The organism is Streptococcus sp. 2020WUSS084 (assembly GCF_044427445.1).
Lineage (GTDB): Bacteria > Bacillota > Bacilli > Lactobacillales > Streptococcaceae > Streptococcus > Streptococcus suis.
Map to the genome: position 1 here is coordinate 1 of NZ_JAOTGC010000019.1, position 26,189 is coordinate 26,189.

The 26,189-nt window shown below is 39.7% G+C and carries 17 protein-coding genes and 3 pseudogenes; 7 read left to right on the forward strand and 13 right to left on the reverse strand.

Annotated elements, in window-relative coordinates; all coding sequences use genetic code 11:
• Positions 1 to 255: pseudogene (locus ODU50_RS09175) on the forward strand (IS4 family transposase); the annotation flags it as partial.
• A 302-nt stretch (positions 256 to 557) separates the two neighbouring features.
• Here the strand turns inward: ODU50_RS09175 and ODU50_RS09180 are convergent.
• Positions 558 to 3,026, reverse strand: a complete 2,469-nt coding sequence (locus ODU50_RS09180) for a bifunctional DnaQ family exonuclease/ATP-dependent helicase (RefSeq protein ID WP_398581401.1) — start codon at positions 3,024 to 3,026, stop codon at positions 558 to 560.
• 107 nt (positions 3,027 to 3,133) lie between these two features.
• On the opposite strand from ODU50_RS09180, the gene ODU50_RS09185 reads away from it, so the two are divergent.
• Positions 3,134 to 3,772 (forward strand): MBL fold metallo-hydrolase, encoded by a 639-nt coding sequence (locus tag ODU50_RS09185; RefSeq protein WP_105153560.1) that lies wholly within the window; start codon positions 3,134 to 3,136, stop codon positions 3,770 to 3,772.
• 523 nt (positions 3,773 to 4,295) lie between these two features.
• On the opposite strand, the pseudogene ODU50_RS09190 reads toward ODU50_RS09185, so the two are convergent.
• Positions 4,296 to 4,583: pseudogene (locus ODU50_RS09190) on the reverse strand (ISL3 family transposase); the annotation flags it as partial.
• Positions 4,584 to 5,133: 550 nt separating this feature from the next.
• Between ODU50_RS09190 and ODU50_RS09195 the strand changes: the two are divergent.
• Positions 5,134 to 6,297: pseudogene (locus tag ODU50_RS09195) on the forward strand (IS110 family transposase).
• Positions 6,298 to 6,828: 531 nt separating this feature from the next.
• Here the strand turns inward: ODU50_RS09195 and ODU50_RS09200 are convergent.
• The 6 genes from ODU50_RS09200 to ODU50_RS09225 form a co-directional block, all read right to left on the reverse strand.
• A complete protein-coding gene (locus ODU50_RS09200) occupies positions 6,829 to 7,659 on the reverse strand; it encodes an amino acid ABC transporter substrate-binding protein (RefSeq protein ID WP_024390310.1) in 831 nt (276 codons plus the stop codon).
• 26 nt (positions 7,660 to 7,685) lie between these two features.
• Positions 7,686 to 8,318 (reverse strand): amino acid ABC transporter ATP-binding protein, encoded by a 633-nt coding sequence (locus ODU50_RS09205; RefSeq protein ID WP_009909533.1) that lies wholly within the window; start codon positions 8,316 to 8,318, stop codon positions 7,686 to 7,688.
• Positions 8,319 to 8,327: 9 nt separating this feature from the next.
• Positions 8,328 to 8,969, reverse strand: coding sequence for an amino acid ABC transporter permease (locus tag ODU50_RS09210; RefSeq protein WP_002940990.1), 642 nt, complete (start codon positions 8,967 to 8,969; stop codon positions 8,328 to 8,330).
• 153 nt (positions 8,970 to 9,122) lie between these two features.
• Entirely contained in the window at positions 9,123 to 10,934 is a 1,812-nt protein-coding gene (gene glmS, locus ODU50_RS09215; RefSeq protein WP_105120931.1) for a glutamine--fructose-6-phosphate transaminase (isomerizing), read from the reverse strand.
• Positions 10,935 to 11,228: 294 nt separating this feature from the next.
• On the reverse strand, positions 11,229 to 11,771 hold the full coding sequence (lepB, locus tag ODU50_RS09220) for a signal peptidase I (RefSeq protein ID WP_024413843.1): 543 nt from the start codon (positions 11,769 to 11,771) through the stop codon (positions 11,229 to 11,231).
• Between the two features lie 42 nt (positions 11,772 to 11,813).
• Positions 11,814 to 12,431 carry a GDSL-type esterase/lipase family protein gene (locus ODU50_RS09225; protein ID WP_044759147.1) on the reverse strand — a complete coding sequence of 206 codons (618 nt, stop codon included), beginning with the start codon at positions 12,429 to 12,431 and terminating at the stop codon, positions 11,814 to 11,816.
• Between the two features lie 84 nt (positions 12,432 to 12,515).
• Here ODU50_RS09225 and ODU50_RS09230 point away from each other — a divergent pair, with 84 nt between their 5' ends.
• Complete coding sequence (locus tag ODU50_RS09230) at positions 12,516 to 13,625, forward strand: FAD-binding oxidoreductase (RefSeq protein WP_105151261.1); 1,110 nt, start codon at positions 12,516 to 12,518, stop codon at positions 13,623 to 13,625.
• A 325-nt stretch (positions 13,626 to 13,950) separates the two neighbouring features.
• Here ODU50_RS09230 and ide-Ssuis read toward each other — a convergent pair whose 3' ends face one another.
• The 4 genes from ide-Ssuis to ODU50_RS09250 form a co-directional block, all read right to left on the reverse strand.
• Positions 13,951 to 17,133, reverse strand: coding sequence for a host-specific IgM cysteine endopeptidase Ide-Ssuis (ide-Ssuis, locus tag ODU50_RS09235; protein WP_105153559.1), 3,183 nt, complete (start codon positions 17,131 to 17,133; stop codon positions 13,951 to 13,953).
• A gap of 160 nt (positions 17,134 to 17,293) precedes the next feature.
• The gene (pyk, locus tag ODU50_RS09240; protein ID WP_044754844.1) at positions 17,294 to 18,799 is read right to left on the reverse strand and encodes a pyruvate kinase; all 1,506 of its coding nucleotides are present in this window, start codon (positions 18,797 to 18,799) and stop codon (positions 17,294 to 17,296) included.
• A 66-nt stretch (positions 18,800 to 18,865) separates the two neighbouring features.
• Positions 18,866 to 19,876: a 6-phosphofructokinase gene (pfkA, locus tag ODU50_RS09245; protein WP_024381452.1), complete on the reverse strand. Its 1,011-nt coding sequence runs from the start codon at positions 19,874 to 19,876 to the stop codon at positions 18,866 to 18,868.
• Positions 19,877 to 19,960: 84 nt separating this feature from the next.
• Positions 19,961 to 23,071: a DNA polymerase III subunit alpha gene (locus ODU50_RS09250; protein ID WP_044754846.1), complete on the reverse strand. Its 3,111-nt coding sequence runs from the start codon at positions 23,069 to 23,071 to the stop codon at positions 19,961 to 19,963.
• Between the two features lie 157 nt (positions 23,072 to 23,228).
• Between ODU50_RS09250 and ODU50_RS09255 the strand changes: the two genes are divergently transcribed.
• Genes ODU50_RS09255 through ODU50_RS09265 form a run of 3 tightly spaced genes read left to right on the forward strand, consistent with a single transcriptional unit; the run spans position 23,229 to position 25,102 of the window.
• On the forward strand, positions 23,229 to 23,603 hold the full coding sequence (locus tag ODU50_RS09255; protein ID WP_002935537.1) for a GntR family transcriptional regulator: 375 nt from the start codon (positions 23,229 to 23,231) through the stop codon (positions 23,601 to 23,603).
• Positions 23,596 to 24,303: an ABC transporter ATP-binding protein gene (locus ODU50_RS09260; RefSeq protein WP_023370791.1), complete on the forward strand. Its 708-nt coding sequence runs from the start codon at positions 23,596 to 23,598 to the stop codon at positions 24,301 to 24,303. The genes ODU50_RS09255 and ODU50_RS09260 overlap by 8 nt, the downstream gene beginning before the upstream one ends.
• Positions 24,304 to 24,319: 16 nt before the next feature.
• Positions 24,320 to 25,102: a hypothetical protein gene (locus tag ODU50_RS09265; RefSeq protein WP_044754850.1), complete on the forward strand. Its 783-nt coding sequence runs from the start codon at positions 24,320 to 24,322 to the stop codon at positions 25,100 to 25,102.
• 44 nt (positions 25,103 to 25,146) lie between these two features.
• On the opposite strand, the gene add is transcribed toward ODU50_RS09265, so the two are convergent.
• The gene (gene add, locus ODU50_RS09270; RefSeq protein ID WP_161947045.1) at positions 25,147 to 26,148 is read right to left on the reverse strand and encodes an adenosine deaminase; all 1,002 of its coding nucleotides are present in this window, start codon (positions 26,146 to 26,148) and stop codon (positions 25,147 to 25,149) included.
• Positions 26,149 to 26,189 lie beyond the last annotated feature (41 nt).

The window sequence follows — 26,189 nt, forward strand, 5'->3', positions numbered from 1 at the left end:
CGCTTTATCAATTTTAATGTTTGTAAATGGCTAACCTCATACGTTGCTATTAAAACATCAAAGTTAAAACAGGCTTATAAAATTTGTTTTTCAGACGCTGTTTATGCCTGTCGAAAATTTCTTAGAGAAGAACTCACTTCCTTCCAATTGGAAACTTACATTGCCAAACATTTATCCATCGTCCGACCCAATCGAACCTTCCAAAGAAAGATAAAAAGCAAGGCACCTGTAAGCTTCACTTATAGAGTAACATAATAGTTGAAAAATTGGGTTAAAAAACCTCCTTTTTGTGCGCCCTAAATACAAAAACTATTCCCGTTTTGTCATGAACTGCTCAGACGAGAATAGTTTCTTTAGCTACTTAAATGCTTAACTTAATGACATTGGGCAAAAAGCCCAGCGGCTACTACTCAGAGTTAGTGTCAACATCTCAGCGCAGGGGTTGATTGGCAGATTTGTTCGTGTATTACACTCCAAATCTGACCTAATCAACTGTGCGGGGGTGAGAAGACGAACTCTTTTTAGACCAGTCGAGTTCTTTCTCACTCCCTTTCAACTTATTCAAAAAAATCTTGAATAGCTCCTTCTATTTCTTTCGCATCCACACTTAGCATTGAATAATCTTTCTCAAAGAAGGATAGAATTTGCCGTCCATAGCGTTTGGTGTGAACACGCGGGTCCAAAACCAAGACTAGTGAATCTTGTTTATCATGACGATTGGTACGCCCGATGGCTTGTTTGAGTTTAATCATCATCATAGGCAGGCTGTAATCGTAAAATGGATTTTTCCCTTCTTCACGTAGATGGTGATTGATTTTCTGGACAAAACGGTCTTTGGGATTGTCGAATGGGAGCCTTGTAATGACCTGAATCAATTGGTCCTGGCTGGCAAAGTCAACTCCCTCCCAGAATACGCCTGTGCCGAGTAAAATTTGGCATTCCCCTCGTTCAAATTTGCGTTTGAGAGTCATTTCCTGTCCATGCTTGTGCTGGGCTAGGTGGGGAATGTTATTGTCTTCTAACAAATCCGACACCAGCAAGAGCAGAGAAATCGATGTGAACAAGACCAAAATCGGTCGTCCCAGCTCTGCTATTTCTCCTAAAGTAGTAGCCAAATAAGCTGCATGCTCCTCCTTGGTCCAAGCCAGGATGTCGGGGAGATGAGTCGGAAAAAGCAACTGCTGGTTGGTCACAGTTTGAGTCGGTATCAAATCCAAGGTGACCTGCTCAAAGCCCAGCAGATCCGCCAGACTGACCTTTTTGCTGATGGTCAAGGTGGCGCTGATGCAGAAAATCTTGGTATCAGGCAGGTAGCTGGTCGCATTTAGGAGGCTGTCCTTGGAACCCCGCAAATAGGCAAGCCGCTTTTCTTCTAAATTTTTCTCCTCCAACCAAAAAGTATCATAATAGTCTATGAGCTGATGCAGGTCGGTCAAATCAACATCTCCAAGCTCCACCAGGTTCTGACCAAGTTGATGAAGTTCAGCCTTTTGAACCTCTCGTTGACCATGCTGGCGAAAACGACTCAAAAAATGGTTGAGTTCAAACTGGCAAGACTCATACAAGCGTTGGTCCAAAATAGTCGTCGCTCTGTCCTTTTTACTTTGCAATACTTGTAACATACTTGTCAAATCCTGCGAAGCCGTCGCTAGATTTTCAGCAGCCAAGAGAAACTTTTGAGCTTCATCAATCACCACCAGACGCTTATCCATGAGAGGGTCTTGATCCTTAAGATGGTTGAGAAAATAAGCGTGGTTGGTAATGAGCAATCTACTAGAGAGAGCTTGTTGGTTCAAACGTTGCCAAAAATCCAAGCCCCAAAAAAGACTTTCAGTCTCCAATTTCCCATCGTGGGCAATCTCATCAAAGTAGGCTTGATAGCGTTGTTTCTGCTTAAGCTCATCCAAATCACCTGTTGTGGTTTCGCATAACCAGACAAGCACCTGCATTTTGAATTGATTGACCAGGCGATTATCATCCTGCCTCTGCAGGGTTCTCCAGTAGCTGTCTAACTTGATAAAATGCTTGGGCGATTTTAGAGAGACTATGGGAATACGAAATATCTCTTTAAGCTTGCTCCCTTCCTTTTCCATAATCTGCTCTTGAAGGAACTTGGTCGGTACGGTGACCAATAAAGGCTGGTCTGACTTAGCAAGTAAAGGCAAGAGATAACCGTAAGTCTTCCCCAAGCCTGCCTGTGCCTGTATAAAATGCACTTTTTCTTCGTCAGCCAAGCGTTTTTCTACTACTTGAGCAAATGCAGTTTGTTTTTTGCGTTCATGCAAGCCGAGAAGGGCAATATTGGTCGAAAAATCTTCAGATAATCGGTAGACCGACTTGATTTCTTCTGGCTTTTTCAAGACCAAGCCATGAATAGATTCTAAATCGTATGATAGGTTTTCTGACAGAACAGGCACCATTTCATCAATGACCAGACGGGATTCAAAGAGCAGATTGTCCGCCAAATCAAGAATCTTTTCAACAATAGACCTGGGTAAGCTCTTTATTTTCTCTTGAATTTTGATGAGCAAGCGCGCCGTAGCCATGGCATCTGATATGGCCGTGTGCGCCTGGTCCAAACCAAGTTCCAAATGCTCTGCAAGATTTCCCAAGCTGTATTTTTCAAAAGTCGGGAAAAATAGCTGTGATAATTCCACCGTATCTACACGTGGCGTCAACAGTTCATAGCCTTCAAAAAAGAGTGCTTCTGCCAAGAGATTGGCATCAAACTTGACATTATGGGCGACGAATATAGCATCTCCAATCATGTCATAAATGGTACTTGCTACCTGACCAAAATCTGGAGCCTGACTTAGCTGTTGGTCTGTGATACCTGTCAGATTCTTGATATGGTCATCCAGTAGCTCATAGGGATTGATGTCCGTTGCGTAACTGTCAATGATTTCTCCATTTTCAACGAGAACAATCCCGATTTGAATGATTTTTGCATCGGTACCTGTACCAGTTGCTTCCAAATCTACAACGGCATACCGATTGCTTGTTCTTGTGTCTTTCATACTGTTCATTATAGCATATTCCCTCTCATGGAAAAAGCTCCAAACAAATTCCATGAAGAAGACGTGTTTTTTTGTTAGACTAGTAACATCAGTAACTGTTAGAAGAAGGAAAAAGAATGATTATTCACAAATCTGTCAATCCTGTCGCTTTTCAAAATACCTACTACCTTGAAAATGATACCCATCTGATTATCATTGACCCTGGGAGTGACTGGACAAAAATTCAAACAACTATCGAAAAAATCGGAAAACCAATTGCGGCTATTCTCCTGACTCACACTCACTATGACCATATTATGAGTTTGGACATCCTGCGTGAGACCTACAATTTCCCGCCTGTCTATGTGGCTGAAAGTGAAGCCAGCTGGCTCTACACACCAGAGATGAATCTATCAGGTCTACCTCGTCATGATGATATGGAAAATGTAGTCTGCCGACCTGCTGAAAAAATCTTCCAATACCAAGAAGACTACCAGTTTGGCGGTTTTCATTTCAAGGTAGTTCCAACACCAGGTCACTCTATTGGTGGTGTTTCCTTTATCTTCCCAGAGGATGAATGTGTCATCACTGGAGACGCACTTTTCCGTGAAACTGTGGGACGCACAGACCTGCCAACCAGCAACTTTGATGACCTGATTACTGGCATCAGAGAACATATCTTTACCCTGCCAAATCACTATACTGTCCATCCAGGTCATGGTCAAAATACCAGCGTTGGACATGAGAAAAATTTCAATCCATTTTTTAGAATGTAAAATAAGTACTGCCCAGTTCTGATTGAACTAGGCAGTTTTTTTACCCGTGCTACTAGTTAAAGTCAAAATAGCTTAGATTGTAGATAAGTAGGATTTGTTCAATCCGTAGCTGTAATCCGAGCAGTCCTCTGGCAAAGGTTTGTTCTATATCAAACAAAGCGTATGATTCAGAAAACGAGTTTCAATGGTTCGCCTCATGGCTAATAATCTCCATTTGTTATACTAATTAACTCCTTCCATGTTCTATCCTTCTGTTCCAAGTTGTCTTTAAACTCCTGACTAAATCTGCTAAAATCACAGATTACTGATAGCCTTCCAACAAGCAATTCACTACATAATCAGAAACTGGTGTAATAACATAGTTCAAAATATAGCCAGATAGAGTAACTTTAAAAACCATGGAACCACAAGTTTTTCAATACATGCAACCAATATCTACCCCCTTCAAAAACTCTTACTTTATAGTTCCGAATAGGATAGAAAAGCTATCCTTGATGACAATAGTATCAGGTGAACATTGCTTACTCATTGCTTGATTCTCAACGAGTAGTAATTGGGGTTTTTTCTGGTTAATAGCAACAGAGATTTGGTCATTTTTTTAATAAGTGAATTTCAGCGACAACCATTTTCCCGCATCCTTTACACTTGAACCGACGCTTTCTAAGATGGATAAGGAGAGAGGATTATCAGCTGCTTCTAAGCAAAGGATTTTAGATGCTCTTTGGAAGTTGTATTTCACTATTTGTCCCTTTCAGGCAAGACATTTTGGAGACACACAATCTAAGTGAGTTTCCACATCATATTCAGTCATGATAGCGATATTTTTGTCTTCTATTCCAAGAAAATTTGTGATAAGATCTTCGCTTTTCTATTTCTAGGCTCAGGAATCAAGAGTCACTCCCCTAACTCTTGATTTATTCTATATGACCTCTTTCTAATGTAAGTTTTGTCGCTTTTCATTATAGGTCATATGGCTTTTACATTTAAAAGGCTCCATAGTGGTTTTACCCGCTACAGAAATTATAGGACCATTTTTTGCCCATCCTCGGTTCATTTGTCACATACTTTATGGATTGTGATGGACTAAAAGTCATATAATAAAAAGTTCCTAGGGAGTGGGAAAGACATCCATGATGGCTCAGCCCTCACCCACAGAATAATGAAAACGAACATAAAGCCCTCACTAGGTGTATAATCTTAGTGAGGGCTTTGTGGTTAACGAGTTAATGATGTTAGTCATCGCGGGAAAAACTAACTCACTCTACTGACGAGCACCCCAAAATATGCGATAGGCATGAGTATAAAAATACGACTAAAATTCGGTAGATAAGCTCTCTAATTTTTAGAAGGAGGGAATTATCATGGAGGTTCTCTATCAATCTTGTGCAGGTATTGATGTCCATCAAGCCAATATTGTCGTCTGTATCCTACATGGACCACTCACCTCAACTCGTCCAAAGCGTGAGATGGCTACATTTGATACAACGACTAAAGGCCTACGTGCTTGCCACGATTTTCTCAGTCAATTTCATGTGGAAGCTGTTGGTATGGAAAGCACCGGTGTCTATTGGCGACCTGTCTGGCATGCTCTCTGTGATGACTTCGAGCTGATACTCGCTCAACCAGCTCATATGAAGGCTATTCCAGGTCAGAAAACCGACAAGAAGGACGCTCACTGGATTGCCAAATTAACACGGATTGGTCTGCTTCCTCGGAGTTTCGTTCCCGATGAAACCATTCAAGAATTGAAGGAGTTGACCAGACAACGAAAACATTATGTGGAAAGTCGCAATCGAGAAACAAACCGTATCCATAAAATTCTTCAGTCAGGTGGTATCAAGCTAACAACCTATATCGAAGATATAATGGAGCTATCTGGTCGCAATCTCCTTCAGCTACTGGTTGATGGGACGCCTATCACACCTCGCATTGTCCATCAATCAGTTTACACCAGCTTGAAGAAGAAAGTGCCGCAGCTTCTGGAAGCCTTGGATGGCTATTTCTCTGACCATCATCGCTTTATGTTAAAGCAGTCCTTAGAGATTTATGATTTTTATCAGAAGCATATTGAGTTGTTGGAAGAGCGAATTACTGTCTATCTATCACAATATGAAAACCATGTAGAAATATTGGATTCCATCCCAGGCATTGATGTCATTACAGCTTCTGTTATCATTTCTGAGGTTGGAGTTGACATGAGTCAGTTTCCGACATCTGGACATTTAGCTTCTTGGGCTGGACTCTGTCCAGGTAATAATGAGAGTGCTGGTAAAAAATGAAGTACCAAGATTCGACATGGTAATTCTTATTTGAAGAAATGTCTATGCTAAGCCTCTTTTGCGGCTAGGAATCAAAAAGGAAGTCCCCTAGCAGACCGATTTTATCAGATTCAAAGTCGGCGTGGTTCACAAAAAGCAACAATTGCCCTTGCACATCAATTATTAAAAATAGCTTATATCCTCTTGAAAGAGCAGATAACGTATCCTGAATTTTTAGCACAAAAAAGACTACTAGGGACGAGCTAGTAGCCTAATATAAAAATTGTTTCACTTTGATTCTATCATAGGGAGGGAGTTTCTGCATTCTTTTGAGTTTTCGTATAAGAACTCGACCAGACGAAAAAGAGTTTATCAACAATTTTTCGTTTTAAGTTGTTGAGCTGAAACAGTCTATCCCCAGACTGTTTCACTCCCACCCCCGTATAGCTCCAACAGTCAGAGTAGTGACTGTTGGAGGTTGGAGATGAAGTGAACTCTGTTCGCATCAGTCGTATAGGTCAGATTTGGAGTGTAAAACACGAACTGCTGTGATTTGCTTTGCAAATCCTATCTCCAACCTTAAACAGTCCCCCGGACTGTGTAAGCCAATCAACCACTGCGCTGAGATGTTGACACGAACTCCGAGAAGTGGCGCTGAGCTTTTTGCTCAGCCTCGTAGAATCTTAAGTTAATGATATTGGTGTACACCCCCACCGTTTTCACGAGTTCTTTTCATTATTCTGTGGATGAGGGCGTAACCATCATGGATGTCTTGTTCAGTCACTTTTTCTTACATTATTATTTTTTTACTGCATCGGTTGCAACATCCTCACCAAACCATTTTTGGGAGATTTCTTGGAATTTACCTTCTTTATATAATTCAGCAAACGCCTTATTAATGTTTTCTACGAGTGTCGTATCTGATTTACGAGCACCGACTGCGAAGGCTTCATTTTCAAAACCTGCATCAATGATGTTGTAATCTGCGATAATTCCCTCTTGTTGTAAGTAATAATTTGCATACACACGGTCAATCAAAAGGCCATCAATACGATCGTTTTTCAAGTCAATCAAGGCTTCATTGAAGGTCGCATACTGACTTGCATCGTTATTTTGAACAATATCTTTCAAAATAGCTGGTTGTGATTCAAATACTGAATAGCCAGATGAACCTGCTTGCGCACCTAAAATCTTATCCTTCATATCAGATACTTGGCTAATATTGGAAGATTTTTTAGTTACAAGAACTTGTTGGTTATCCATGTAGGGATTTGTGAAAAGAACTTTTTCCTTACGCTCATCTGTAATAGAATAACCATTCCAAATTAAATCAATATTCCCGTTATTCAATTCAGTTTCTTTCAAGTCCCAGTCAATTGGTTGCCATTTTACAGTAATTCCATATTTTTCAAAGACTGCATTAGCCAAGTCAATATCGAAACCTGTGTAAGAACCATCTGTCTGTTCAAATCCCATTGGAACAAAGGTCTTATCAAAGCCAATCGTAACGGATTTTTCAGACTCGTAGGCTGTCCAATTATCAGACTTAGTAGCCGAATCATTGGAGCCACAAGCAGCAAGAGTCAAAGAAGTTACAAGAGCAAGAGCTCCAAGCATCATTTTTTTAATATTCATCATCATATTTGTTCCTTTTCTTAGTGTTTCGGTTCAATTTTGATGATTTCATCTGCGATATTCTCAGCAAACTGCATATCATGGGTGACCACAATTTGCGTGATTCCAGTAGCCCTATTTTCAAGAATCAGTTTCTCAACTTCTTTTCTTAATTCAGGGTCTAGGGCCGAAGTTGGTTCATCATAGCCGATAATCTCAGGATCAATCATCATCGCACGCGCCAAAGCCACACGTTGTTTCTGTCCGCCCGATAATGAAAATGGGTAGGCAGTTGCGTGGTTAGCAAGTCCAAGAGTATCCAAGAGTTTAAGGGCCTTGTCTTCCGCCTCTGAACGCGACATATTTTGCGTTTTCATAGGAGAGAGAACCAAGTTTTCCAATACGGATAGGTGCGGGAAAAGCTGGAAGTCCTGGAAGACAAAGCCCAGCAAATGTCGTTTTCCCAACTCCTCTAATGGCAGTTCTTGACCATTATACATCAAAGTTCCTGAATCAATAGTCTCTAAACCAGCCAACATCCGTAAAAGAGTTGTCTTGCCACCGCCAGATTGACCAACAATGGCAACAATTTTCCCTTCTGGAATGACCAAATCATAGTTGGAGAAAATCTGTTTATCTTCAAAGCGTTTTGACAAATTGCGTAACTCTAACATGACTTCCTCCTATCTATAATAATCAAATTTCTTTTCTACTTGTTTAGAAATCAGTGTTACCGCACCGATCATCAATAGGTAGATTGCACCTGCGATAAACATAGGTGCCAAGCTGGCATCACGATTGGCCGCAGTACGACTAGCCAACAACAAATCGCTAACCCCAAGTGCATAGACCAAAGAAGTATCCTTTACCAAAGTCATGACTTCATTGAAAACACTTGGCAGAACAATTTTCACAACCTGCGGTAAGACAATGTAGCGAATGGTCTGAACAGGGGTAAATTTCAATACCTTAGCAGCTTCATACTGACCTTTTGGAATAGCTTCAATACCACCACGGAAAATTTCAGAGAAATAGGCCGCATAGTTGAGCGTAAAGGCCAGAATCACAGCAGGCATTCGGTCAAATGTAATACCCACACTTGGTAAAACGTAATAAACAAAAATTAATTGTAAAAGCAAGGGGGTTCCTCGCATAATTAATACATAGAAATGCAATAACCATTGTAAGGGTTTAAATTTAATCTGCATTAAAAAAGCGAAAACAGCTCCTAATGGCAAGGATAATATCAATACTAGAAAAAATACTTGCAAGGAGACTGCTGCACCATTTAGTAGACTGGGCAGAACTTCCAAAACATAATCCATAGAGCTCTCCTAAAAGAATGATTAGGCTCTAGTATATCAAAAAATATCCTTAATTTCAAAGAATTTTTCAGAATTTTTAATAAATTTAACAAAATTTTGTATATTTTTTCAATAGTGCAAAAAGAAGGCTGGAAATCCATGCCTTCCTTCTTCTTATTCAACAGTAACAGACTTAGCCAAGTTACGTGGTTTATCAACATCCAAACCGCGTTGCAATGTCGCATAGTAAGCGATCAACTGTGTCGGAACGACCATAGCAATCGCTGACAAAAATGGATGAACAGTTGTAATAGTGATGTCATCATCTTCCTTAGCTACTGCTTCATCTACAATTGTCAAGACATTGGCACCACGCGCTACTACTTCCTGAATATTGCCTCGAGTATGGCTTGCAAGGTGTGGATGATTTGAAATCAAAGCCAAGACAGGAACACCGTCTTCAATCAATGAAATGGTACCGTGTTTCAATTCACCTGCCGCAAAGCCTTCACACTGGATGTAGGAAATTTCTTTCAATTTCAAGCTGGCTTCCATAGAAACGTAGTAGTCACTACCACGACCGATATAGAATGCGTTGCGAGTGGTTGATAAGAGTTTTTCAACTTTTTCAGCAATCACATCTTTTTCTGACAAGCTGGCCTCGATAGATTGAGCTACGATGGACAATTCATGCACCAAGTCAAATTCTTTCGCGTAGGCATTGCCATTTGCATCACCGACAGCCTTAGCCAAGATTGCCAAAGTCGCAATCTGTGCAGTGTAGGCTTTTGTAGAAGCTACCGCAATTTCTGGTCCTGCATGGAGCAACATGGTGTAAGTTGCCTCACGTGATAGGGTAGAACCAGGAACGTTGGTTACGGTCAAACTTGGAATGCCCATTTCATTAGCTTTAACCAATACCTGACGGCTATCAGCAGTTTCACCTGACTGGCTAATCATGACAAAGAGTGGCTTTTTGCTCAAAAGTGGCATATTGTAACCCCACTCAGATGAAATTCCCAACTCTACTGGTGTATCTGTCAATTTTTCCAAGAAGTCTTTTGCGGCAAATCCTGCGTGATAGGAAGTTCCAGCAGCCAAGATATAGATACGGTCAGCTTCTTGTACTGCCTTAATAATATCCGCATCAACTGTTACCTGACCAGCTTCATTTGTATAGGCGCTAATCAATTTACGCATAACAGTTGGTTGCTCATCAATTTCCTTGAGCATGTAGTATGGATAAGTTCCCTTACCAATATCTGACAAGTCAAGTTCTGCTGTATAGCTACCACGTTCAATGGCATTGCCATCATAGTCCATGACTTCAACACTATCTTTTTTCACGATAACCAATTCCTTATCGTGAATTTCCATGTATTCACTCGTCTCACGAATCATAGCCATGGCATCTGAGCAGACCATGTTATAGCCATCCCCCAAACCAATCAAAAGTGGAGATTTATTTTTTGCAACGTAGATAGTATCTGCATCTGTAGCATCAATCAAGGCAAAGGCATATGAACCTTGAATAATCTTCAATGCTTTTTTGAAGGCTTCTAGAGTTGACAAACCTTCTTCTGCAAATTGACCAATCAAATGCACAGCAATCTCTGTATCTGTCTGACCTTTCAAGTCATGACCCGCAAGATACTCTTCCTTGATTTCTGCATAGTTTTCAATCACACCGTTGTGAACAAGGATATGTCCAGCAGTTTGAGAAGTGTGAGGGTGAGCGTTGTTCTCAGTTGGTTTCCCGTGTGTTGCCCAACGAGTATGACCGATCCCTGTTGTCCCTTCGGTCTTATCGCCAACTTTTGCAGACAATTCTGCAATGCGACCAACAGCTTTCACAAGATGAGCTTGCTCACCACCCGTCACAAAAATACCTGCTGAATCATAACCACGGTATTCTAATTTTTCAAGTCCTTGAATCAAAATATCAGTTGCGTTTGTATTTCCTACAACACCAACGATTCCACACATACATATCACCTACGATGTTTGTTAACATCGGCTTTCATTTCTTTAAAAATTGGTCTAGTCTAATTTATATCTAAAAAGACCAGTGAAATCAGTATATAACAAGATTTCATCCTTGTCAACATTTTAATTGGTCTAGTCTAATTTCAAAATACAGATCCAGTCATCTCATACTCAATGAAAATCAAAAGTAGCCTAGGAAACGAAGCCGAAGATAGAACTGGAGTTCATCAAGGCAAGTTGACAACGGATAATTTTGATTTTCGAAGAGTATCAACACAATAAAAAAAGCTGATTCTACTGAACCAGCCCTGTCTTAATAAAACCAAATTCTGAAAGTGGACTAATCCGAAAAGTCAGTCTACCAACAATATCCTCACTAGAAATCAAACCAAAACTACGACTATCCTGTTGATTCGTTCGTACATCATTCAACACCAAATAGTGCCCCTCTGGAATGACGTTGTACTTTCCATTTGTCAAGGTTTCCAATGTAAAGTCATCTGTATAACTTTCTTGTGAATGAGGCGTTTTTAAATAGTTCTCTGTAACAATAATATCATTACGATAGAGAACATCGTCCATATAGGTAATCGTCTCGTTTTCCAATGCAATCACACGACTCACATACTCTTTTCCCTCATGGTTATACAAAATAAAATCTCCATGAATCGGGCGGACATTTCGCACCGTCATGATAAAGTCGTTTTCCTTCAAATAACTATTTGCCATCTCAGGGGTAATCGTGACTGGCTCAAGTAACCAAAATCGTAGGCCAATGATTCCAAAAATCAATAAGACCAATAAACTGATTTGTTTTATTAAATCTCTTTTTACCATAATCTCTCCATTTCACTAGTATTATACCACAATTTAGAGCTATTAGTGTCTGAGATGCTGGTAAATCTCTTCAGCAATAACTTGATTTCCTAGCGGTGTCAAATGAAGACCATCGCTATAGTATTCAAGATGTCCCTCCGTCACAGTGTAAAGGTTAATAACTGGTAAACCAAGTTCATTTCCGATAGCTGGGATAATCTTTTGTAATTCATCTTCAATAATTTGATTATTCAATCCAAAACGACTGGTTGGTACGTAAGGCGGGATGACTAAATAAACATCTGGCTGGCTTGATAAAACCATATACTGCTCTGCCATTTCCCTATACTCTCGAATAAATCTCTCCCTATTCCAATATGGTCCTCGGCTATCGTTACTACCAATCATGATGATGACAATATCTGCTTCACTCTCAAGTGAAAGTTGGGCATTCCTCTCTTTAAAGTATGGAAAATCTGCAGTTGACTGAAGTGAACGCCCACTCAATCCGTAATTTGAAACTTGATAGTGATGACCAAGTTTCTCAGCTAGAATACAAGGATAGGCATCTTTTTCACGATTCTCCAAGCCATATCCATAAGTCAAACTATCTCCGACTGTTGCAACTTTTACGGCCCCACTTCCAACGGTTAGGACCTCAGGATACATTATATCTGACACACGAACTCCTCAATTTTTCTTATTTTCTATTGTATCATGTTGAAAAAAATAAATAAACTTCTGAATTTGTGATATAATTAACTTATGAAAAAACAAGTTATTATTATAGGCGGAGGAATTGTCGGCTCTACTGCAGCCTTTTATCTCTCCCAAGAAGAACAAGTCAATCTTACTCTCATTGATTCAGGTATTGGAACAGCCACACGAGCTGCCGCAGGTATCATCTGCCCATGGATGGCTCAGAAAAAAAATAAAGACTGGTACAAGCTGACTTCCGATGGTGCTGTTTTCTACCGTCAATTGGTAGCCGATTTGGAAAAATCGGGTGCTACTGAAATTCCATTCAAACAGACTGGAACCATCGGCCTAAAAAGTAAGCCTGAACTACTTGATAAAATCCAAAAAATTGCCGAAGAACGTCGCATAGATACTCCGACTATTGGCGAAATTACTCCGCTTGTAGGCTCCGAAATTAACCAGTACCTGCCACTACTTAAACCAGACTATTTTGGTATCCATTTAGAAGGTGGCGGTCGTATTGATGGTGGGCGTTTGATTGATATTCTTCAGGAACAATTTTTGAAAAATGGTGGTACACGTATCTACGGACAAGCAAAACTGCTCGACAACCATACTGTCGAAGTAGATAATCAAGTGCTTACTGCTGACCATATTATCTTAGCCACAGGGGCCTGGTTGCCACATATTCTTGAACCTCTTGGTTATCAAGTGGATGTTCGACCACAAAAAGGACAATTGTTAGAATTAGATACAGAATTCGATACCGATAATTGGCCAGTTTGTATGCCTTACGGAGAGATTGACATCCTACCATTTGAAAATGGAAAAATCATTATTGGTGCAACTCATGAAGATGATATGGGGTACGATTTAGAACTAGACCCTGAAAAAATCCAAGCCATGCATGATAAAATAGCTGAATTCATGCCTGATTTGGCAAACTATCCTGTAGCCAGAACTCGCATTGGAACGCGCGCCTACACTTCAACTTATTCACCATTCTACGGAAATATTGAGGATATGCCTAATGTCTGGGTAGCTAGTGGTCTAGGCTCTACCGGCCTGACAAATGGCCCAATTATCGGTTGGCAAATTGCTAAAGAAATTCTCAATCAAGAAACAAACTTTGACCGTACACCATATTCTCCAAATAGATATATTCTCAAAAAATAAGATACAATAAGTTTAGATTCTACTAACCCTTTAAATGTAGATACTAAGACTAGTTGTTATCCAATCAATAAATACAATAAGCAACGGGGGAACCTCGTTGCTTATTTCTATCTAGAATACTACCATTCTAGTCTCAAACTATTAAAGGATTATCTATAGCAGGTTATAGCAACTATAGGAACTGATTCACTTAAAAAACTAATTCGTTGAAAATATAGTCTTTTAGTTTACTTTTAGTACTAGGCAACGAGCCGCAGGCATAACTGGAGTTAGGCAAGGCGAGTTAACGAAGTAATAAAAGAAAAACTAAATGACGATACTTCTTTTACTTACGTCTTTTCTTTAACAAACCTAAAGCACTACCAAGAACAAGAGTCAATAGACCGACTCCCATAATCTGTCTTGAAGTAGGTGTACTTACTTTCGAAGATTGTTCTACGCCTAAAATTTGTTTTGCACCTGCTTGAGATTGAACTCCCATATTCTTACCAGATTCAATAGTATTATTTGAGGTTTGTGAGATATTTTCTACGAGCACTACAGGCTCAGAAGCAGATGAAACCGTTTCAACCAACTCTGTCTCCTTGTGTTCCATAACAATTTCTGCTTTAGACACCTGACGCTCTGTATTATTAGACTCTAATAACACAGTATTCTGATAGCTCATACCTATCTCAGTACTATTTGAGTTTGAAGACTGAGCAATGATGGCTTCTAGCAATGGAGACCCTGCTTCTGCTAAGCTTGATTCTAGCAATTCTTTCTTAATAATTTTTGATTTAACAGAGATTAGCCCTTCAGTATTTGGTTTTCTAACCTCTCTTTTCGATAATGAAGAAACTTCCACTTCTGCATTCGTGTCCCTCTTAGAACCGATAAGGGGGATAGCTACTGGTTCAATCACTGGATTATCCAGATTGACTGATGAAACAGCAGTTAGAAAGGTATCTGCATGAATTTCAGAATTGTCGACAGATGCAGCTTCGACATTAGTTGATTTGCTCGAGGTTGGTTCTGCAATTTCTGTCTCTCCAGCCTGAATGGAGTCTTTTTCAAGCAGAGTAGCTACAGATTCAGCTTCGGCATTCGTTGGTTCGCTCAAAGTTTGTTCCGCATTTTCTATCTCTCTGGTCTGAATGGAATCTTTTTCAAGCGGAGTGGCTACAGATTCAGTTGTGGAACTATCTACATATGCCGAGGAACCACGGGGAGTAACTGAAGAGGTAGCTGAATGGATTTCAGAATTGTCGACAAGTTCAGCTTCAACACTAGTTGATTCGGTCGAGGTTGGTTCTGCAATTTCTGTCTCTCCGGCTTGAATGGAGTCTTTTTCAAGTGGAGTAGCTACAGATTCAGTTACGGAATTATCTATATACATCGGGGAACCATGAGGAGTAGCTGCATCATTAACAGGAGTGACCACAGATTCAGTTTCGACATTCGTTAGTTCTACAGGAGAGATTTCTACATTTTGATGTGGTATTGAGTCTGGTTGTTCAGAAACAACCGCCTCCACTCTATCTTCTTCTTTGTCATTTGCACCATCTACGATTAGGGTGTCTGACAGAAGTTCCGAACTCTGATTTTCAACTTTTTCTGATTCAAGAAGCTCTTCAACTTGGGCTACCTCATCATTTTTCACATCTTCTTCAACAGCTACTACTAGCGAATCCGTTTCTGACGTTTGCATGTTTCTTGATAGTTCTGAACCAAATTCATCCTTGTTTTCAATAATTATTGGCAATGTATCTGCCTCTTGTTCAAAAACATTATCTCCCTCAGCCTCTACAGAAGATGTCGTTTGGACCTCCACTGGAAAATGCAATTGATCGGCACCATCTGCAATAAGACCTGCATTCTCTGTGTCTACTTCCAAATTTGTGGAACTTGTTTCTTGAGATGATAGAGAATCAACATCTGAAACCGTTGAGCGATCACCTACTGGTAAATCTGGTGCCAAAGCATTTCCAACTTCTGAAATAGGAAAATCTAAACTCTTTAAACTATTTAAACCATTTTCCAATGCACCACTTAGCATCTCAGAACTTTCTGCCTTTTGAATAGATAGAATCCCTTGACTATAGAGATTATTTAGTTTTTCAAGATAAATCAGCCGCATTGATTCTGGCAATTCAGATTGTCCTTGAATAGACAGAACCAACGCCTTCTTTCTATCAGCTAGTATCTGACTAGCTATTTCTTTGGCTTTTGCGAGCGGATTGAAATATTCTTCCCATAAGTCTTGACCAAGACGGATTGTATGGACATAATCCAAAAGCGCTCCAGCTGAATTATTTTTCACATGATTATTCAAACGTGGATTTCCAGAAGCATCACGAGTGATTCCCATACGCTTCAAGCCGATTTGTTCTTGTTGATCATCAGAATCTGTGATATAGACAGCCTTAATCTTACCTTGATTGTCGTACTCAGCACCCCATACCGTCACAATATGCGTTGCATAACCTAATGTTCTATAAGTTAAGCCGAGTAATCCTTTGCTTTCCAAAACAGTTCGAACATCCTCACCAAAACGCTCATAGCTACCACTGAAAATACGATTTGTCAGTTTTTTCTCTTTGAAAACGTCGTAGAAAAAGCCACCCCTACTATCTGGTACTAACTGGCTATCTTCCAGATTGACACCGCCCTGTGCCTTAGGTTTATATCCGTTAATAAACAAGTCAACCAAGGCATCTGATACAAAACCATTTGTACGATAACCATAGTAAGTTTTGAACATATCAAAAACTCGACTATTTTGTTGATTTTGGAATGAATTAATATAGCGCCGTAAGTCCGTTATTGCGTAGTTTTCTTCAACATTTACTGTACCCTTTTTTTCTTTGAGATATCGCTCAACATAGGAACTATTTTGTTCCAACCACCAATGTACCATGTTGGAAGACACGGCCGCAAAACATAGGTTAAGGTCAATAAATGAAGCATTGAGACTTTTATTGGTATCATAATAGCCTTTTCCTGCCTCAAATGGCGCTGTATAGTTTAAATAGTCTCCATACTTTTCCTTTACAAAACCACCTTTTTGTTCCATTACAGGAGGAGTAATTCCATAGGCCCATACAATTTGTCGTTGCTCGCCACTCTCCGTTTTATAACTGGTCTGATTCAAAATTTCTTTTGTCTCAGCAACCTCTATCTGATTTTGCTCATTTGTCGTAACTTCTATGTCGTCTCTAGAAACTGCATTCTCGTCCCCATTGTCCGATTTCATCTCTACCGCAACTTCTCGTTCAGCACCAATAGATGATGGGATGTTATCTACTACTTTCTCTACAATTTCAGAGCTAGAATCATCTAAAGAGCTTAATTTTTCTGATTCAGTAGACGCCTCTTCTTTTTCTTGTAATTCCTCAATCGTTAGATTTTCTCTTGTAGTAACTGTGTCAGCAACAACAGTCGGTGCATAGATTGCAGTACATAGTAAAGATACAGAAACCAATCCAACTGCTGACTTTCTTAAAGAAAATCGTTCTTGAATTCTCATCGTTCCTCCATTTATATTTATATTCTTTGAACAAGTTATTCTTACTCTTATTTATTTTTTATATCAACACCCCAAAATCATTTAGAGACAAAAAATCTATAACAGCACGTATTTAACTTATTCTCTAATTATTACAAAAAGGTCCAAGCGGACCTTTTTATTATTTTACTGTACGAACACGCATAGTGTTTGTTGAACCTGCAACACCTACAGGCACACCAGCAACGATAATAATGTCATCTCCTGCTTCAACAAGACCTTGCTCTTTGGCAATACGTTCAGCCAAATCAAACATATCGTCAGTTGAATCTGGACGTTTTGTTACAATTGGAATAACACCCCAGTTAAGCATCAATGATTTTTGTACTTTCTCAGTAAATGTTACTGCCAAGATGTCCGCATCTGGACGGTATTTAGAGATCGAACGAGCTGAGTAACCTGTTTCTGTAACTGTTACAACTAGTTTGATGTCCATTGAGTGACATGCGTCTTTTACTGCAGAAGCAATAACTTCTGTTTTAGAGGCACGATTAAACTGATCAGAGTTCAAACGACCATATTCATTAAGAAGAGTCTGTGCGTTTTTAGCGATAGTTGCCATTGTACGAACTGATTCTACTGGATATTTACCGTTTGCAGACTCACCTGAAAGCATTGTTGCGTCAGTACCGTCGATAACTGCGTTGAATACGTCTGATACTTCTGAACGAGTTGCACGTGGTTTTTCAGTCATTGTTTCCAACATGTTTGTTGCTGTGATAACTGCTTTACCAGCTGCATTCACTTTAGTGATAATCATTTTTTGGTAAACTGGAACCATTTCAAATGGTACTTCGATACCCATGTCACCACGAGCAATCATGATACCATCTGCTGCTTCGATGATTTCGTCGATGTTGTCGATACCTTGTTGGTTTTCGATTTTCGCAAACAATTGAACGTGATCGTTACCAGTTTCTTTACAGATGTTACGAACAACTTCTACGTCTTTTGCAGTACGTACAAATGAGATAGCAATAAAGTTCAAACCTTGCTCAAGACCGAAGCGGATATCTGCATTATCACGCTCTGCAAGAGCTGGGAAAGGAATTTTTGTGTAAGGGATGTTTACACCTTTTTGTTTAGCAATTACACCGTCGTTTTCAACCAAAACAACAAATTCACGGTTTACTGCATCTTTTTCAACAACTGTCAAACCAAGTTTGCCATCATCAACAAGGATTTGCTTACCAACTTCAACATCATCAAAGACATCCAAACCACCTGCTACGTTCAGGGCAATCACTTCTTTTGTAGATTTGATACCTTGTTTTGTAGCAACACGCAATTTGTCACCAGTTGTATATGCGTATTCTTTTGCATCATCTTCAAACAATTCTGTACGGATTTCTGGACCTTTTGTATCCAACAAGAAACCTACTTTTTTACCAGCGATTTCTTCTGCACGACGAACTGTTGCCATACGATCACCTTGCTCTTGGTGGTCACCGTGTGAGAAGTTGAAACGGAAAACATTGGCACCTTCTGTAATCAAAGCAGCAATTTTCTGTGCTGATGACTCAACATCCAATTTTTCACCCCAGTAACCATCGTCACCGAATTTTTTACCACCGCGGATTTCTACCGCTGGACCAAGGGTTGCAACAATTTTAACACGTTTGTTCATCTTAACAAAACTCCTTTTATTTCAATGGTCATATGACCCTTAATTAACACTTTTAAACAATGATACCTAGATTGACAAGTTACGGTTCAAATCAGCCAACTCCAAATCTGCTTTATGCGGATTATTAACTACAATCTTGCCATCAGTAGTCAAGCTAAACAAGGCACCTTCTTCTGCAGTTCCAAGAATTGGATTTTCAACCATTTGCTCGTTACGGATACCTACCGCAAGACCACCACGGCCTTCTTTAAGCAATTTAACGGCATGAGCTCCCATACGAGAAGCAAGTACACGATCACGTGCTGTTGGAGAACCACCACGTTGGATATGACCAAGTTCTGTCACACGAAGATCACTCGTATCACCTGCTGCTTTCAATTCTTCAGCAAACTGTGCCGCTGGCATAACACCTTCGGCCAAGACAATGATGCTATGTTTCTTACCTTTATCGTAGCCCGCTTTAATGCGATCAACAACATCGTTGATATTGAAGTCTTCTTCTGGAACAACGATAACATCTGCACCAGAAGCAATACCAGCCCAAAGAGCGATATCACCTGCATGACGTCCCATTACTTCAATGACGAAAGTACGACGGTGACTTGATGAAGTATCGCGAATCTTATCAATCGCATCCATGGCAGTTGTTACAGCTGTGTCAAAACCGATTGTAAAATCTGTCCCCACGATATCGTTGTCAATGGTACCAGGTACACCAATAGCTGGGAAACCATGCTCCGTCAAGCGCATTGCTCCGTGGTAAGAACCGTCACCACCGATAACAACTACACCTTCAATACCATGTTTTTTCAATTGCTCAATCCCTTTAAGTTGCCCTTCTAATTTGGCAAATTCTGGATAACGAGCTGAACCAAGGAATGTTCCTCCACGTGAAATAATATCACCTACAGAACGTGCAGATAATTCATGGATATCACCCGCAACCATACCTGCGTAACCTTCGTTGATTCCATAAACTTCCATTCCTTCTGAAATTGCTTGGCGAACAACTGCACGAATAGCAGCGTTCATACCAGGGGCGTCACCACCACTGGTCAAAACAGCAATACGTTTCATTCGTTAATGCTCCTTTAACTTTTCATTTTAACTGCCCTATTATAACATACTTAACCTAAACTTGCTTGACTTTTTGCTATTTTTTTATCGAAAAATCGTTTTCATAACAAATTCACTTAACTCTTCTTCTAATTGAGGCGTTTTCATAACCATGTGATGCTCAGCCTGAATTGTCTGATTACTATCTTGATAATGAAGTACTACTGGAATGCTTCCTCTATATTTATCCAAAATACGAGCAACGGCATAATCGTGTTCTCGATTTTCCAAAAGAATCCAAAATTTCTCCAAACTGACAGGCTCTAATTTTTCTAGAACTAATTGCAACTGTCCATCACGCTCTTGCACTCTACCTGTGATGTAGCCCATTCCCCCTTCTTCCAAAATAGAAGCGTATTGGCGATAAGATTCGGGGAAAAGAGTCACGTCAAGCGTCCTCTTGGTATCTGTCACTCGAAGAAATGCCATCTGCTCCCCAGTCTTTTTGGTACGAATCAATCGAATAGCTTGAATCTGCACAAGAACGGTCGCTCGATTGCCAACCGCTAAATCAGCCAAATCTGTAAAACTACGCTTAGACTCTCGACAAATATTGACTAAAGGATGCGGACTAATACCAACACCTAGCAATTCTTGCTCTAGCATAAATTTTTCACTGTCGCTGTAATCTTCTACATCTGTCCAACTATAACTCTCCTCTGCAAAAAATGTACCAATTGCCTCTGCAAAGACAAAGAGATTGTCTAGATTTTCAATAATCTTTTTACGATTGGCGTCAAAATCATCAAATAAACCAATCTGAATAAGAGGGATTAGTAAATCCTTTTTCTTGAAATTATCTGGCAAGCGCAAAATAAAATCTTCTACAGACTTATAGGGACGATGATCCAATATCCATAAAGCTAAATCTTTAGGCAAACCTTTCAGTGTTTTTAATCCTAGGTAAACCTTACTTTTATCAAACTTATCGTGATAAGGAATATTGTTAATCGTGAGTCGAGCTACCTCAAAGTCAAACTGCATCGCATCTTCAATATAAGCACTGCTAGAATGATTGAGCATGACATCAAAAAAGACATCCGTATAGTGACTCTTGAAATAGGCCATTTGAAAGGCTAAGGCTGAATAAGCATAGGCGTGGCTACGGTTAAAACCATAACCAGCGAACTTAGCCATCATGCCAAATATTTCCCTTGCATTCTCTTCAGCATGTCCGTTTTTCAGTGCTCCCTGTAAAAATTCCGCTTCCATTGCCTGCATTTCCTGCGCATTCTTTTTAGACATCGCCCTGCGGAGTAAATCCGCCTTGCCAAGCGTAAAGCCTGCATAGACCTGTGCAATCTGCATGACCTGTTCCTGATAAAGCATGATACCATAAGTCGGTTGTAAAATAGGAGCAATGGTTGGGTCCAACAAATCAACTGTCTCTTGTCCATGTTTGCGTTTTACAAAGTTATCCGAATAATCACTAGCCCCCGGTCTATTCAAACTCGTTGTTGCAACTATATCTTCAAATCGACCAGGTTTGACCCTTCGAAGCAGGCTAATCGCACCAGGCTGTTCAAATTGAAAAATTCCCTTAGTCCGACCAGCAGCAAAAAGTTCCAAGGTTTTCTTGTCTTCTAAATCTATCTTGGCAATATCAATTTCCTGCTGATAACGTTCACGTACTCCTTCTGCCATTTTTTGCACAAAGGTTAGATTTCGTAAGCCAAGAAAATCCATCTTCAACAGACCATTCGCCTCAACAGCATGTGCATCATATTGGGCTACCAGCATGTCATCCCCTATTTTAAGAGGGATGGTATCTGTCAAGTCCTCATCACTCATCACTATCCCTGCTGCATGGATAGAAGTCTGTCGGGGTTGCCCTTCAATTTGTTGAGCAATCGAAAAAGCTTTTTGGTACTCTAGCTTACTATTGATAATCTGACGAAAAGCGGCATTTCGCTGATAGGCAGAAGTAAGACTATCCCTAAATGAAATTTTCTTGGTAATATTACTTAACTCATATTCAGGTGTTCCGAAACGCTTAAATACATCACGAATGGCCTGCTTAGCTCCAAATGTCGAGTAGGTTACAATTTGCGCAGCATGGGTTGAACCATAACGATCTCGTACGTAACGAATAAAATCTGCTCGATGAATATCTGGAATATCAATATCAATATCGGGCATTGAATAACGTTCAGCATTGAGAAAGCGTTCAAATAGAAGATTATGCTTAACAGGATCAATACCTGTGATATTTAAGGCGTAGGCAACTAGGCTTCCAACAGCTGAACCGCGCCCCATTCCCATGTAGTACCCTTGGCTACGTCCAAAACGAAGTAGGTCCCATACAATCAAGAAATAATCATCAAATCCCATTTGATGAATAATGGATAATTCCTTTGCCAAGCGTTCCTTATACAGTGAATTAGTCAAGCCCTTTTCTTCTAATCCTTGATAGGAGCGTTCGTATAATTCTTCCACTGCAGGTCTGTCACGATTAAAACGCGGCAATTTTAAATCTGTATTTAATTGATAAGAAATCCCTGCAACCAAGTCACGTAAATTATCAACTGCTTGCGGAAACCGATTAGAAAGTAGATTGGTTAAGCTATCAGCCGATAAAAGCTTCTGTCGACTATCTATATCTACAACTTGATTAAGTGGAATATTATCTCGAATAGCATGTAGAACCTGTAGACTTTCCAATTGTTCCTCTTCAAAAAAACGAACCGTATGAATTGGGAGTATTGCTTGCTTAAAGTATTGAACTGGTGTATCAACCGTTACTCCGATATAATAGTTAACACCTAACTCAAGGTGCTCAATGCCAGAAAAATAAGGAACAACCACTGCTATGTCGACTAAATATTGACGAATAGTTTCAAAATCATCTTGCCCTGTCATTTTAGCAGTCGAAATTTTCAATAGATTGCGATAACCTCTGGTTGTCAGAGCAATCAATTGAGTAGTGATGTCCTGCTCCCCTTCCTGTAATTTCCAGTCCAGTTCACAACCAATAATTGGTTGAAGCCCCATTTTGTTACAGGATTCCATAAAACTATAGGCTGCATAAAGACTATTTTTATCCATTATCCCCAATGCGTGATAACCGAGCTCTTTAGCCCTGCCTACATAACTCTCTATCGTCACCATGCTATCCATAAAGGTATAAACTGTCTTTGTATCTAATTGTGCTAGCATGGTATTCTCCTTTTGTTGTTTCTTCTTAAATTATATCAAATAATCATCAAAAAATATTTTAAAAAAATTCAAAACATTTCCCTTGCTAATTTATATGATTTATTGTATTATTAATATAAGACATACACACGGGTGTCATCCTAGAAAGGAAACGATTATGGCTTGGAAATTTGATAATAACATCCCCATCTATATTCAAATCAGCAATACTATTAAATTGCAGATTGTGACTAATCAATTAAAATCTGGAGATAAACTTCCAACTGTTCGTGACTTAGCCGACATTGCTGGCGTCAATCCAAATACCGTTCAGCGCGCTTTGTCTGACTTAGAAACAGAAGGATTTGTTTACTCGGTTCGCACAACAGGCCGTTTTGTAACGGATAATCAGGAATTGATTACGCAAACTCGCCTACATTTAGCCCAAAAGGAACTGGAGAACTTCGTGAACAATATGTTAGAATTGGGCTTCAGACACGATGAACTCACTAGCCAGTTAGATGATTATTTGAAAGGAGTTACTTATGAGTAACGCATATACTTTGGTTGAGCTACAGCAAGTTTCAAAATCTTATGGTGGAGCTGTCGCCCTAAATAATGTTAATTTGAAGTTAGCTGCCGGAAAAATCATAGGACTTTTGGGACCAAATGGTTCGGGTAAAACAACCATGATTAAATTGATCAACGGTCTGTTGCAGCCAGAATATGGTCAAGTATTGATCAATGGTCGCACACCATCGCCAGAAACCAAGGCAATTGTATCTTATCTCCCAGATACCACTTATCTTGATGAACATATGAAAGTGCTCGAAGCAATTACATTTTTTGAAGATTTTTACGCTGATTTTGATAAGGAGCGTGCTCTCCATCTTTTACAAGATTTGGGTATTGATTTAAACAGTCGTATGAAACATCTCTCCAAGGGGAATAAGGAAAAAGTCCAGCTCATTCTGGTGATGAGCCGTCAAGCGCAGCTGTATGTTTTAGATGAGCCAATCGGTGGTGTTGATCCTGCCGCCCGAGACTACATTTTAAAAACCATCGTCAACAACTACTCTCCGACTGCTTCTGTTATTATCTCTACTCACTTAATTTCAGATGTTGAGCAAATTTTGGACGAGGTTATTTTCCTCCATTACGGAAGCGTTATTCGCCATGGGAATGTAGATGACTTGCGAATTGAAAGCGGAGAATCTATTGACGAACTCTTCCGCCAAGATTTTAAGGCTTAGTTAGAAGGAGATTGCTATGTTTAAAAAATTATTGAAATACGAATTTCAATCCGTAGGTAAATGGTATTTGGGAATTTATATTGCAGCTGTGGCCCTATCAGCAGTACTTGGTTTTTGGCTACAAGCATTGGCCCTACGTACACAGGCTGGAAATACTGAACCTGGTGGTGGAGAGATGGTCTTATTAGGAACATCCTTTATGACTTTTGGTATTTTGATTGCCGCACTCTTCTTGTCAACATTTGTTCTAGTAATCAACCGTTTTAGAAAAAATGTTTATGGTCGACAAGGTTATCTCACTATGACCCTGCCGGTATCTAGCCATCAGATCATCTTAAGCAAACTACTTGCCTCTATTGTTTGGTATGTCTTGGCAGGTATTACTTGCTTACTTTCAATTGGAATCATCCTTGCAGTCATTCTAGCAGCAAGCGAGGAAGCCGTTACGCCAGAAATACAAACTTTTGTTCAAGCTATCGACTGGACTGTTTTACTTAGTCAGCTTGTCTATTATTTAATTGAAATTACCACTGGTATCCTTTTGATCTACTTCTCTATATCTGTCGGTCAATTATTCAAGGATCATCGCTTCCTCTTTGCAATCTTGACTTATATCGGCATTCTCATCGTTACTGGAGTATTTAGCACTTTCTTTGTCCTAAGTAACCTAGGAGTAGCTTATTCTACACCATTTTCTCTCTATCCAAGTCCAGTCTTAGCATTAGTCAATATTATCCTAGCTTTTGCTTACTACTTTGGAACCCACTTCATTATGACAAAGAAATTAAATCTACAATAAAAAAGCTCCTTACTGGTCTAATCAACCGGTATAGAGCTTTTTTCTTAATACTGTTGATCTAGGAATTCCAACAAAACTTTCTTTTCTTCTTCGCTGGCAAAACTTGCCTGAATAGCGTTTTGATTGAAGCGATAAAAATCAGCCTTGCTAGTCCCAAAATATTCTACAAATAACTGATATTCTCTATTAAGTGTAGTATTAGAAACGGTACGATTATCTGTGTTGATTGTGATGTTTGCTCCTGCTTCAACTAGCTCTTGATATGGAAAATGTTCAATCGAATCAGCTGCACCAGTTTGAAGATTCGATGTTAGACACATTTCAAGTGTTGCTCTGCTATTGACAAAAGCTTGGATAGCTTCAGGATTGCGAGTAAGTGCCGTGCCATGACCAATCCTTCTAATCCCAAGTTCAAGAGCTTGAATCACATTGGTCACACATCCACATTCTCCGGCATGGAAAGTCATGGGATAACCTAGAGATTGGGTATATTTAAGTAGTTCAGCCAGATTTTCCGTTGGGTAATCTGCCTCGTTTCCGGCAAAATCAAAACCGACCAATCCTTTGGGTGCCAAATCAGCAATAGCCGAAAAGAGTTCCTTCGTTTGATTCGGATTCGTTTGCTTTAAACCACAAACCAGAAGTTTAGCAACCACTCCAAAATCTTCCTGCCCTCTGTTTAGTCCAACTAAAACTGCTGAGACCGCTTGTAAAATAGTCAAGTCTTGATCCGTCGACAGTTCTGGTGCAAAACGAACCTCAATGTAAATGATCTTATCTCTTGCAGCTTGTCGTACAAGATCATAGGCTGCCAATTCTAAAGCTGATGCGGTTTGTAAGAGTGGACGAACAAAATCGAATAACTTTAAATAAGCCAATAAACTATCAACTTTTCCGTGAACACTAACTAATTTTCTTAATGCTTCATCTTCTGCAGGAATAGTGATTTTAGCCATCTGTGCCAATTGTCGAATAACTCCGAGGGACAATGAACCATCCAAATGACAATGCAACTCTGTTTTAACCAATTCATTTACATTCAACACTGTTAACACAACCTCCATCTGGTATGTTGTTAACTATCATA